At 43.1% G+C, this 11188-nt stretch carries 10 protein-coding genes and 1 pseudogene; 3 read left to right on the top strand and 8 right to left on the bottom strand.

The features are described 5' to 3' along the window. The 5 genes from ACLNCN_RS00990 to ACLNCN_RS00970 form a co-directional block, all read right to left on the bottom strand. Positions 1–901 (bottom strand): N-acetylmuramoyl-L-alanine amidase family protein (locus tag ACLNCN_RS00990; protein WP_424844450.1); only part of this gene is annotated, 901 nt, incomplete at its 3' end. 422 nt (positions 902–1323) lie between these two features. Further along, the gene (locus tag ACLNCN_RS00985) at positions 1324–1557 is read right to left on the bottom strand and encodes an acyl carrier protein (RefSeq protein ID WP_000136445.1); all 234 of its coding nucleotides are present in this window, start codon (positions 1555–1557) and stop codon (positions 1324–1326) included. Positions 1558–1562: 5 nt separating this feature from the next. Continuing rightward, positions 1563–2555, bottom strand: a complete 993-nt coding sequence (plsX, locus tag ACLNCN_RS00980) for a phosphate acyltransferase PlsX (protein ID WP_424844449.1) — start codon at positions 2553–2555, stop codon at positions 1563–1565. Beyond that, a complete protein-coding gene (gene recO / locus ACLNCN_RS00975; RefSeq protein WP_265487210.1) occupies positions 2552–3322 on the bottom strand; it encodes a DNA repair protein RecO in 771 nt (256 codons plus the stop codon). The genes plsX and recO overlap by 4 nt, the downstream gene beginning before the upstream one ends. Beyond that, entirely contained in the window at positions 3319–4488 is a 1170-nt protein-coding gene (locus ACLNCN_RS00970; RefSeq protein WP_424844448.1) for a pyridoxal phosphate-dependent aminotransferase, read from the bottom strand. The genes recO and ACLNCN_RS00970 overlap by 4 nt, the downstream gene beginning before the upstream one ends. 148 nt (positions 4489–4636) lie before the next feature. Between ACLNCN_RS00970 and ACLNCN_RS00965 the strand changes: the two genes are divergently transcribed. Next, positions 4637–5647 carry a YeiH family protein gene (locus ACLNCN_RS00965; protein ID WP_424844447.1) on the top strand — a complete coding sequence of 337 codons (1011 nt, stop codon included), beginning with the start codon at positions 4637–4639 and terminating at the stop codon, positions 5645–5647. Positions 5648–5678: 31 nt separating this feature from the next. On the opposite strand, the gene ACLNCN_RS00960 is transcribed toward ACLNCN_RS00965, so the two are convergent. Together ACLNCN_RS00960 and polA are read right to left on the bottom strand one after the other, a co-directional pair. Further along, positions 5679–6116, bottom strand: a complete 438-nt coding sequence (locus ACLNCN_RS00960) for a CoA-binding protein (RefSeq protein ID WP_000076488.1) — start codon at positions 6114–6116, stop codon at positions 5679–5681. 83 nt (positions 6117–6199) lie between these two features. Further along, the gene (gene polA, locus ACLNCN_RS00955; protein ID WP_424844446.1) at positions 6200–8833 is read right to left on the bottom strand and encodes a DNA polymerase I; all 2634 of its coding nucleotides are present in this window, start codon (positions 8831–8833) and stop codon (positions 6200–6202) included. Positions 8834–8980: 147 nt separating this feature from the next. Between polA and ACLNCN_RS00950 the strand changes: the two genes are divergently transcribed. Beyond that, entirely contained in the window at positions 8981–9895 is a 915-nt protein-coding gene (locus ACLNCN_RS00950; protein ID WP_125444050.1) for an Rpn family recombination-promoting nuclease/putative transposase, read from the top strand. Further along, positions 9892–10272: pseudogene (locus ACLNCN_RS00945) on the top strand (Rpn family recombination-promoting nuclease/putative transposase); the annotation flags it as partial. The gene ACLNCN_RS00950 and the pseudogene ACLNCN_RS00945, both read left to right, overlap by 4 nt. A gap of 136 nt (positions 10273–10408) precedes the next feature. Here the strand turns inward: ACLNCN_RS00945 and ACLNCN_RS00940 are convergent. Then, positions 10409–11188: LPXTG cell wall anchor domain-containing protein (locus tag ACLNCN_RS00940; RefSeq protein ID WP_424844445.1), on the bottom strand; the 780-nt coding region annotated here is incomplete at its 5' end.

The raw sequence follows: 11188 nt of genomic DNA, 5'->3' as shown, positions 1-11188 counted from the left end.
ATTCTGGTAGATTCGCAACCTTACGTCCATCTGCTCCAAAGTAATACTTATTTGGTAAGTTTTGGAAATTCTTTATGACAGCTTTAGGATCAATTTCTTCCCCTGGTTTTTTATTATCAGTAATTGCATCTAAAGTATTTCGTTTTATATCGCCAATCTTTTGATAAGAAAAACGTTCATCAATAGGTTTGATATACCAGGCATTCTTTTCGATAACAACTCCATCTTTCTTATGATGAACAAGGTGATAGTCATAACCATCAGACAAAGTAACGATATCTGTAATAACTGTATCATCAAAAGGATCTTGTTCAACCTGACTAGGGAGTCTGGTTAACATATAACCATCCTTACCAATGACATAACTTTCCCCATCGCTTGCTGGAACAGCTCTATCTGCTACCATAGCACCTGATTTTTCAAAGTAAGACCATTGACCATTTGCAGTCGCCCATCCTGTTGCCATAGCGCCACTGCCTTTGAGGTAATACCATGTAGATCCTTCTTTGTACCAACCTGTACGCATAGCTCCACTATCTGCTAGTGAGTACCAGGTGCTGCCTTCCTTGTACCAACCTGTGCGCATAGCACCACTATCTGCTAGTGAGTACCATGTATTTCCGTCCTTATACCAGCCAGTGCGCATAGCCCCACTATCTGCGAGCGAATACCAAGTGTTCCCGTCTTTGAGCCAACCTGTCTGCATGTTTCCAGAACCGTCAAAGTGGTACCAAGAACCAGCATTTTGCACCCATTTGTTTTTAGCGAGACTGCCATCTTGAGAAAGATTCCAGTCAGCGCCATTTTTAACCCAAGTATCTGCAGCCTGTGCTTGATTGATAGACAAAAGTAGACCAGCACCTGCAAGCAAACCAAGTGTAAGTAGTTTAGATTTTTTCATAGCCATTTCCTCCTAAAATAGATAAATCCAAAGTAAGAAAATCCAATAGAAACGAAGTCAAAATAGAACTCCTAAAATTTCCAAGAACAAAAGATAGAGACTAGTTTATAAAAAGTACATAGCCATCACCTTCCCCCAACTATAAAATAAATCCTTTTTTATATCTACATTATAGTCCTGTAAAAAAGGAAAGTCAATTAAAATTGTGACTATATTAACATTTTTGTTTTAGCAGAAATCAATTGATATTTTCATTTGATCTTCATTTCTTAGCTCCTTTTTGGAGATTGATTTTTCTGACTACATTATATCCTTTATTTGTTTTCATATCTCTCCTGTCCCTAGAAAGACTAAATCTGTTCCTAAACGGTCACTTAGGCCAAAGAAAAAATTCCAAAGCAAACGCCTTGGAACTCCTATTTCTATTTTGCTTGAATGATTTTAACCACATCTCCTACACTTTGGAGTTGGTCAATTTCCTCATCGCTGATTTCGATATTAAATTCATCTTCCAGAGTCAAGATAAACTCCATCAAGTCAACTGAGTCCGCATCCAAATCGTCTTTCAGACTCAAGGATTCTGTCACGACAAAGTCTTCTCCCTGTCGTTCTTGGATAATGGTCACAATACGGTCAAAAATTTCTTTTTCTGTCATCTCTTTTATTCTCCTGAAAATTCACGCGCAGTCTGGGCAACTACGTCTGTTTCTAGCATGGTACGAATCTGGCGGATTGTACTATAAACAGCCTTGGCATCGCTTGAGCCATGAGTCTTGACAACTGGTGCCTTGACTCCAAACAAGACCGCTCCACCAACATCTGAGTAGTTGAGCTGTTTTTTCAAACCTCTGAGGCTATCCTTTAGAAGGAGGGCGCCTAGTTTCGCTCGAAGACCACCACCTGTAATAGCGGTCTTGAGCAAGCCCATGATTCCCATGGCTGTCCCTTCAATGGATTTGAGCACAGCGTTTCCCGTGAAACCATCTGCCACAACAACATCTGCAACGCCATTCATCAAATCACGCGCTTCCACGTTTCCGATAAAGTTTAAACTTTCATCAGCTGCTAGTAATTCGTAAGTTTCCTTACGAAGCGGGTCGCCCTTACTACTCTCTGTTCCGTTATTGAGCAAGCCAACACGTGGTTGCGCAATTCCACGGACATTTTTAGCATAGAAGGAACCTAGAACCGCGTATTGATGGAGGTGCTGGGCTGTATTTTCCGCATTAGCACCAAGGTCTAGCATGTCAAAACCTCTCCCATCTACAGTCGGCAATGTTGACATAAGCCCAGGACGATCGATATTCTTGATACGACCCACGATGAAAAATCCTGCTGCCAACAAGGCACCTGTATTTCCTGCGGAAAGAACAGCATCTGCTTCACCCTCTTTGACAGCCTTGGCTGCCAATACCATACTGGCATTTTTCTTCTTCCGAATAGCTCTCGTAGGTTCATCGTCGGAATCAATCTTCTCATCCGTATGGATAATGCTGACGCGCTCTGTCGCTGTCAGATATTGCTTGATTTTGCTTTCATCTCCGTAGAGTTGAACCTCAATATCCGAAAAGTCAGCAAGGGCTTGATTGACTCCCTCAACGATAGCCTGAGGTGCGTAATCGCCCCCCATTGCATCTACTGCAATTTTTTTCATTTGTTCTCCTCTTTTAGTAATTGACCCCAGTCGGATAGGGAATCAATAAATTTCTTTGATTTTAGATGAATTCCAACGTACTCTTCATAGAGTTGATCCATAAATTGGCGTAGCTCTTGCTTGATTTCAGACTTGAGCGAAATGGTCTCCAAAGTCTCAAAATCAATGGCTTGAAATTGATTGAGCAGATAAGGGATATTGGGATTGAGATGGCAACGTCTCTCATCTTCATGATAATGCTCTGGACAGAGGCAGGCTCCATATTTGAAAGAAAAGTCAAAAGCCTGACCGACCCGATGACAAAAGACACACTCATTAAAATTGAGACTAATACCAAATCGGGTCAAGATTTGAATTTCAAAAATATTAGTCAAAACCTGATAATCCAAGCCCGCTTCCATCAATTCCAAAGTCTTTTGCAAAAAAGCAAACAAGGGAGCATCCTGCTGATTGTCCTGCAAACTAGCATCGGCAAGAGCTGCCACGTAGGTCGCATAGGCCATGACAAAGAGATCGCTATTAATCTTGGGAAAAGTCATCACCTCATGATAGTCCTCAATGTAACTAAGCCCATCATCATTGATTCGCAAGAGAAATCGTGCCAGCACCAAGGGCTGAATAACAGGGGCCAGCTTAGACTGACCAGCGTGTTTGACGAAAAACATCCGCTTGCCAGCCTGTTCTGTAAAAATCTTGACTAGCTTGTCATCCTCACGAAAGTTACGATTGTAGAGCACCAAGCCTTGACTCGTGATAGACTGAATCATGCTTCTCTCATATACTCCTCAAGTCGTTTCATGGCTTCTTTGATAGTCTCCATGCTGGCTGCATAAGATAGGCGAACATATCCTTCCCCGTAACGTCCAAAGGCTGCACCAGGGATAAAGGCAACAGCCTTCTTCTGAGCAAAATCTTTCAGAAAGGCAAAGGAGTCTTGATTGTAACCCGCTGGAATCTTAGCAAAGATATAGAAGGCACCGTCTGGTTTGATAATCTCAAAACCAAGAGCAGTCATTTTCTCGATAATATAATCCCGACGCTGGATGTATTCCTTCTTCATAGGTTCCGCATCGTTTTTACCAGCTGTCAAGGCCTCTACCGCAGCATGTTGAGCCATGGTATTTGCGGCAGTCACCAAGTACTGGTGACTCTTAATCAACTGAGCTGTAAAGGCTGCAGGAGCGAAAATCAGTCCCAAACGCCATCCTGTCATGGCATGTGATTTAGATAGACCATTGATAATAATAGCCTGATCTCTCAACATAGTTCCCAGAGATACATGGGCTTCGCCTGTGTAGGTCAATTCTGAGTAAACCTCATCACAGACAACAAAAATTTCGTACTTGCGTAAAACAGCTGCCAAGGCCTCCAATTGTTCCCGACTGTAGGTAATTCCTGTCGGATTGGCTGGATAGTTGAGAATAACCGCCTTGAGCTTGTCACCCTGCTCCAAAATGGCCTTCTCCAACATTTCAGGAGTCAAGACAAAACCATTTTCAGTTGTGTCAATCTCGACAATCTCTGCCCCAACTAGATTAACAATCGGTTCATAACCTGGATAGGCAGGAGCTGGCAAAAGTACCTTGTCTCCCTCTTCCAAAATAGCTGTCAAAGTAGCAGATAAAGCCTCTGTCGCCCCAATTGTAACCAAGATTTCATTTTCAGGAGCATAGTCCAGTTGGTACTTTTCCTTAACAAAGTCACTGGCTGCCTGACGTAGAGTCAGCAGACCACTCATCCCTGTATAGTAGGATTGGTTCTGATCAATCGCTCGCTTGGCCGCCTCCTTGATATGATCTGGCGTTGTAAAATCAGGCTCCCCCAAGGTCAAACGCAAGACCCCAGGAATCTCCGAAATAGCCTGGTCAAATTGACGAATCAACGAAACTTGAATCTTATCTAACTGTTTATTAAAGCGCTTAGTTAAGTCCATAGATACCTCCTACTTTCAAAACGTATCTCTATTATACTACAAAAGCCCCCCGACCGCAAAAATACATTAGAGAATAGCTTTCCACTTTCTATTTTACTTTTCCTCTTTACAGGTCTATAATGGTAACAGATTCTATTTGGAGGTTTTTATGTCATTTCTATCAAAAAATGGAGCAGGCATCTTGGCCTGCCTTCTGATTTCAATCGTATCTTGGTATCTGGGCGGATTCTTCCCTGTTATTGGCGCACCCGTTTTTGCGATTTTTATGGGCATGCTTCTCCATCCCTTTCTCTCGCCTTATAAACAACTGGATGCGGGATTGACCTTTAGTTCTAAAAAATTGCTCCAGTATGCCGTTATCTTGCTTGGTTTTGGTCTCAATATCTCGCAGGTCTTCGCAGTTGGGCAATCTTCACTCCCTGTCATCCTTTCCACCATTTCAATAGCCTTGATTGTTGCCTACCTCTTCCAGCGCTTCTTTGCACTGGACACAAAACTGGCTACCTTGATTGGAGTAGGTTCTTCCATCTGTGGGGGCTCTGCCATTGCAGCGACAGCGCCCGTTATCCATGCCAAGGAAAAGGAAGTAGCCCAAGCCATCTCCGTTATCTTTTTCTTCAATGTCTTGGCTGCGCTCATCTTTCCAACGCTAGGTACCTGGCTTCATCTATCCAATGAAGGCTTCGCCCTCTTTGCAGGAACTGCGGTCAATGACACTTCCTCTGTAACGGCTACCGCCAGCTCTTGGGACAGTCTTTACCAGACCAATACCCTTGAGTCTGCAACCATTGTGAAACTCACGCGCACCTTAGCAATCATTCCTATTACGCTCTTTCTCTCCTACTGGCAAAGTCGCGAGCAAAAAAATAAGCAAGGTTTGCAACTGAAAAAAGTCTTCCCACTTTTTATCCTTTACTTTATCCTCGCATCTCTCCTAACCACCCTCCTGACCTCTCTCGGTGTGTCCAGTAGTTTCTTTACCCCTCTCAAACAACTCTCCAAATTCCTCATTATCATGGCCATGAGTGCTATCGGTCTCAAAACCAATCTAGTAGCTATGGTCAAATCCAGCGGAAAATCAATTCTTCTTGGAGCCCTTTGCTGGATTGCCATCATCCTCACCAGCCTTGGCATGCAAGCATTGATTGGTATTTTCTAACACAAAAGGTAGCCCACCAGCTACCTTTTTCTTATGCTTCCTCAATCAAGCGTGTATGTTCTCTCTTAATACAACGATTCATCACGATGTCATCACATCCACCAGCACGCAAGATTTCTTCCGCTTCTAGACTTTCAAGTCCTAGCTGTGCCCAAAAAATCTTGGCGTCAGCTTTGAGAAAATCACGCGCCACATCAGGCAAAAACTCGCTGCGACGGTAAACATTGACAATATCTACAGGAAAAGGAATCTCAGCTAGACTAGCATAAGCCTTTTCACCCAATATTTCGCCACCTGCCACCTTGGGATTGACTGGGATGATTTTATAACCCCGAGCCTGCATTTCCTTGGTCACTCGATTGCTAGTTGTTTCCTCACGGTCAGACAAGCCCACCACAGCAAGGGTTTTACTCGTTGCGAGATACTGACGAATCACGCCATCACTTGGATTAATAAATTCTTGACTCATAGAAATCCTCCTTTTTCATCAGTATAGCACAATTTGAAAAGGCTTGCATAATTCTACTACAAAAAGGAGGACTAGCCCCCTTTTTATTTAGCCTCGTACCAGGTTGCTCCCTCATTCTCATCCGCAATCAGGGGAACACTGAGTTGAATGGCTTCTTCCATGGTTTGTTTGACCAATTTTTTCATTTCTGCTAGTTCAGATTTAGGAACTTCAAGGACAATTTCATCGTGCACTTGCAGAAGCATCTTAGTCTGATAACCACCTGCAAGCAAGGCTTTATCCAGCTGAATCATGGCAATCTTGAGAATATCTGCTGCCGAACCTTGAATAGGAGAGTTGATAGCAGTCCGCTCCGCAAAACCACGAATGTTAAAGTTTCGCGAATTGATATCTGGCAACTCACGGCGACGCTTGAAGAGGGTCTCTACATAGCCCTTATCACGCGCCTCACGCACCACTTCATCCATGTAGTTTTTAATACCTGGGAAGCGTTCAAAGTAGGTGTCAATGTAGGCTTTGGCTTCCTTACGACTGATGCCCAGATTATTAGACAAACCAAAATCTGAAATCCCGTAAACCACTCCAAAGTTCACTGCCTTGGCATTGCGACGGTCGTTTGGAGTTACATCCTCAGGACGCTCAATACCAAAGACACGCATGGCTGTTGAGGTATGGATATCAGCCCCCTCTTGAAAGGCCTTAATCAAGTGCTCATCCTTAGAAATGTGTGCCAAAACGCGCAATTCAATCTGTGAATAGTCGGAGCTGAGAAGGACACTATCCTCCCACTCTGGCACAAAAGCCTTCCGAATCAAGCGCCCTTGTTCCAATCGGGCAGGAATATTTTGCAAGTTTGGATCCACACTAGACAGACGACCTGTTTGGGTCAAATCCTGCACATAGCGAGTATGAATCTTGCCATCAGCCAAAATCCAGTCCTGCAATCCAATTACATAAGTCGATTGAATCTTAGCAATTTGACGGTAATCCAGGATTTTCTTAACAATCGGAGCAATAGGAGCCAGGCGCTCCAAGACATCCACCGCTGTCGAATAACCTGTCTTAGTTTTCTTAGTGTATTCTAGAGGTAGCCCCAATTTTTCAAAAAGAAGCACGCCCAACTGCTTAGGCGAGTTGATATTAAACTCCTCACCAGCCAGTTCATAAATCTCCTGAGTCAGTTTTTTAATGACAAGCTCATTTTCAGCCTGCATCTCAAGCAAGGTCTCTTTCTTGACTGTAATCCCAGCAATTTCCATCTTGGCAAGGACAAAAGCCAGAGGTTGCTCCATATCATAAAGAAGCTCTAATTGCCCATTTTCGCTGAGTTTTTCAAGCAAAATAGGCTCTGTTTCGACCAAAACTGTAAGCTTACGAGCTAAATGCTCCAAGAATTTCTCGCGTTCAGGAATGGCCTTTTTAACACCCTTACCGTAGAAGATCTCATCATCAACCAAGTAAGTCTGACCATAAAGACTAGCAATAGTCGCAATTTCATTGTTCTCCACAGTCGAAAGGAGGTATTTAGCTAAACGGCTATCAAAAGCAGGCGCCTGTAAATCCACACCAAAACGATTCAAAAGAACTTTGGCCTTTTTAAAATCATAAACTCTCAGAGGTGTTTTTTCTAGAAAATCCTTGAAAATAGGCTCTTGCAAAAGGTTAAGCTTGTCTGTAGCATAGAGCTTATCCCCACAAGACCAGGCAAATCCAACCAAATCATCCGTATGGTAATTCTCACCAAAAAGCTCAAAATGGAAGATAGATTCTTCATTCAGCATGTCTTGACTAACTTGGTCAACGATAGTAAAGTCCAAACTCTCAGCCACATCAGTCGAAGATGCATTTAAAGCCTGCTTAAGCTGTTTGAAGCCCATCTCATCGTAGAATTTCCCAAGATTTTCCACATCTGGACCACTATAGACCAAATCCTCCAAACCAATCTCAATCGGTGCCTCGGTATCAATAGTCGCCAGTGTTTTAGACAAAAAAGCCTGCTCCTTATCATTGATTAGATTTTCCTTCATCTTAGAAGCCTTCATCCCATCGATATTCTCATAAATCACCTCGAGCGAACCATGCTCCAGCAAGAGCTTGATACCCGTCTTTTCACCAATTTTGGTCACCCCAGGGATATTATCCGACTTATCACCCATGAGCGCCTTGAGATCGATAAACTGAGTCGGTGTGATGCCCATCTTTTCCATGAGATATTCTGGCGTAAAGGCCTCAAACTCAGCCACACCTTTCTTGGAAATCTCAACCACCGTATGCTCATCCGTCAGTTGAATCAAATCCTTGTCCCCACTGACAATGGTAATATCAAAACCATCTTGCTCAGCTAACTTATCCAGTGTCCCAATAATGTCATCCGCCTCATACTGAGCTAACTCATAGTGACGAATCCCCATATGATCCAGCAACTCACGAATGAAGGGAAATTGCTCACGAAACTCATCAGGAGTCTTAGCTCGACCACCCTTATAGTCCGCATACATCTCTGTCCGGAAGGTCGTCTTTCCCGCATCAAAAGCCACCAAAATATGACTCGGCTCAACCCGTTCCAACAAATGGCTCAACATCAACTGAAAGCCATAAATCGCATTGGTATGCAAGCCAGCCGCATTCTTAAAACGGTCCAACTGCTGATAGAGGGCAAAAAACGCCCGAAAAGCAACAGAAGACCCATCAATCAATAATAATTTTTTCTTATCCATACACCCATTATAAAGGAAAGCACCAAAAAATACCATTGAGAAGAGCGATACCCAATATTTTTCACACTTTTTCCGAATAAATAGATAGAGCCAAAGAATCCAGTAAACCTAGATTTGAAAATGTGCTATAATGAAAGGAGAAAGAGTATGGCATTACGTCATCCGGGCATCAGCCCAACCAATGACTTGGTTGCTAAGAAAATTTTCAGCAATCCAGAAATCACTTGTCAATTTATCCGTGATATGCTGGACTTGCCAGCCAAAAATGTAACGATTTTGGAGGGAAGTAACATTCACGTATTACCCTCCATCCCTTATTCAGCGCAGGATTTCTATACCAGTATAGACGTCTTGGCAGAGTTGGACAATGGCACGCAGGTTATTATCGAAATCCAAGTTCATCATCAGAATTTTTTCATTAATCGCTTGTGGGCTTACCTGTGCAGTCAGGTCAATCAAAATCTTGAAAAAATCCGCCAACGTGAAGGTGATACCCACCAGAGTTACAAACACATCGCACCAGTATATGCTATCGCTATTGTGGACAGCAATTATTTCCAAGATGACTTGGCTTTCCATAGCTTTAGTATGCGCGAGGACACGAGAGGTGAGGTCTTAACCATCACTAATAACGGTCAAGAAAACCATCTAGTCAAGATGGCGTTCTTGGAATTAAAAAAATACAGAGAAACCAGCAAAGACAAGGTTCGCAAGCCCTGGTTGGAGTTTTTCGGCAACAAACCCTTTACCCAACAACCTGAGCGAGCTATCAGCCAAGCAGACCAACTGCTGGACTACAAGAGCTGGTCCGAGGAGGACAGGAAGATGTTTAGTGAACAACGCAGGCGTGAAGAACAAGCCTTGTTAGCGCATGACTATGCCTTGGAACAAGCTGAAGAAAAAGGATTAGAGCGTGGTCGAGCTGAGGGTATCGAAGAGGGATTAAAAGTAGGTTTAGTAAATCTAGTCCACCAAGGTCTTCTGACTCCCAAGGTTGCCAGCCAGCAATTAGGCATGACCGTGGCTGAGTTTGAGGAACTATTGAAAGAGCATCACAAATAAGAACTAAAAAGTACAGAGAAACCAGCAAAGACAAGGTTCGCAAACCGTGGTTGGAGTTTTTCGGGAACAAACCCTTTACCCAGCAACCCGAGCGAGCCATCAGCCAGGCAGACCAACTGCTGGACTACAAGAGCTGGTCCGAGGAGGACAGGAAGATGTTTAGTGAACTACGTATGCGTGAAGAACAAGCCTTGTTAGCACAGGATTATGCCTTGGAACAAGCTGAAGAAAAAGGCTTAGAGCGTGGGAAAGTTGAAGGAAGGGAAGAAGGGAAACTTTTTGCCTTCTTAGACATGGTTCGCCAAGGTATCCTGACTTCCGAGGTTGCCAGTCAGCAACTGGGCATGTCAGTTTCTGAGTTTGAGGCCTTGTTATAAGTTTATAAACATAAAAGTGAACAAAACTAAAACATCATTTTGTTCACTTTTTTCTTCTTTTCAACAGAACTCTCACTATAGCCCATATCACAAAAAGAGAAGGTCATAAATCCTTCTCTTTTATATCTTCAACTAATTAGTTTTTACGTTTTACAAATGGAAGGGCACCAAGGAGTAATCCTAGGAATCCTAATGATGCAACTGCTGCATTATCTTTACCACCAGTATTTGGAAGTTCTTTCTTATCTTCTGCTTTTGCAGCTGGGGCTTGGTAAGTGTTATCTTTGTTAGTAACTGCTACAGTTGGTGCAACTGCTGGTGTTGTAGCTGGAGCCTCTGCCGGTGTTGTAGCTGGAGTCCCTGCTGGTGTTGTAGCTGGAGCTTCTGCTGGTGTTGTAGCTGGAGTCCCTGCTGGTGTTGCAGCTGGAGTCCCTGCTGGTGTTGCAGCTGGAGTCCCTGCTGGTCTGTTAATAATATAACGATCACCTGGGTAAGGGCCACCATCATTTGGTAATTTAGGTTGCTCTGATTCAACATAAAGAGGAAGTTCTGGTTGTACAAGTGGTTCTACTCCATTTAATACAAGATCAAGTTCTTTTTCTGCCTCTGTTGTATCTTTTCCTTCAGCTTTTAATTTTGCAATATTACGTGTCGCCAAACGAACTTCTTCAGCTTCGCGATCTGCAACATATGAATAATAATCTTCATCTGCTTGATCCAATGCTTCCTCAGCATCTTTCAAATCTTGCTCAGCTTGTTTTAAAGTTTTCTCTGCTTCCTCTTTTGATTTAGGATCTTTTGCAGCTGCCAATTCCTCTTGAGCTGCTTTAACATTTTCTTTAGCTGATTCTACAGCTGCCTTAGCTTCTTCTCTGTTAGATTCAGCTTCTTTTTCATCATGATTAGCTGCAGCTAG

The organism is Streptococcus sp. CL8.13, from assembly GCF_049737895.1.
The sequence above is the reverse complement of the archived record's forward strand: the minus strand, read 5'-3'. Positions and strand labels throughout refer to the sequence as shown.

Excerpts from the sequence above, each read along its gene's own strand:
- ACLNCN_RS00985 (WP_000136445.1), bottom strand. The coding sequence starts at position 1,557 with ATGACAGAAAAAGAAATTTTTGACCGTATTGTGACCATTATCCAAGAA.
- plsX (WP_424844449.1), bottom strand. The coding sequence starts at position 2,555 with ATGAAAAAAATTGCAGTAGATGCAATGGGGGGCGATTACGCACCTCAG.
- recO (WP_265487210.1), bottom strand. The coding sequence starts at position 3,322 with ATGATTCAGTCTATCACGAGTCAAGGCTTGGTGCTCTACAATCGTAAC.
- ACLNCN_RS00970 (WP_424844448.1), bottom strand. The coding sequence starts at position 4,488 with ATGGACTTAACTAAGCGCTTTAATAAACAGTTAGATAAGATTCAAGTT.
- ACLNCN_RS00965 (WP_424844447.1), top strand. The coding sequence starts at position 4,637 with ATGTCATTTCTATCAAAAAATGGAGCAGGCATCTTGGCCTGCCTTCTG.
- ACLNCN_RS00960 (WP_000076488.1), bottom strand. The coding sequence starts at position 6,116 with ATGAGTCAAGAATTTATTAATCCAAGTGATGGCGTGATTCGTCAGTAT.
- polA (WP_424844446.1), bottom strand. The coding sequence starts at position 8,833 with ATGGATAAGAAAAAATTATTATTGATTGATGGGTCTTCTGTTGCTTTT.
- ACLNCN_RS00950 (WP_125444050.1), top strand. The coding sequence starts at position 8,981 with ATGGCATTACGTCATCCGGGCATCAGCCCAACCAATGACTTGGTTGCT.